Origin of the sequence: Achromobacter sp. GbtcB20 (assembly GCF_019091095.1) — a bacterium.
GTDB lineage: Bacteria > Pseudomonadota > Gammaproteobacteria > Burkholderiales > Burkholderiaceae_B > Achromobacter > Achromobacter mucicolens.
In genome coordinates this window covers 1-296 of record NZ_JAGXJZ010000444.1, presented here as the reverse complement: position 1 = coordinate 296, position 296 = coordinate 1, and the positions used below count along the sequence as shown (strand labels likewise).

Here is a 296-nt window from a genome sequence, read left to right as displayed (position 1 = left end):
GGTGACCTTCGCGCCCGCTTTCGCGCGGCGCGGCTTGCGCGTCAGCTCGAAGCGCAGCGCGTCCAGGCCGCGGTCTTCCAGGCGCTCCTGGCCGTAGCGCGAGCTCGGTCCCGGCAGTTCCTCGGTGTCGCCGCGCTCCTCGATCCAGGCGCGGCGCAGGGCCGGCAGGCCGCGCCGGATGTCGATGCTGCCCGCCGGGTCGGTGTAGGGACCGGAGGTGTCGTAGACGAAGACCGGCGGATTGGTCTCGCCGCCGAAGCTGGCCGGGGTATCGCTTTGCGCGACGGCGCGCATCG

Annotated in this window: 1 pseudogene; it reads right to left on the bottom strand. The window is 73.6% G+C overall.

The features are described 5' to 3' along the window. Positions 1–296 (bottom strand): annotated as a pseudogene (locus KVT32_RS29690) (phosphomethylpyrimidine synthase ThiC); the annotation flags it as partial.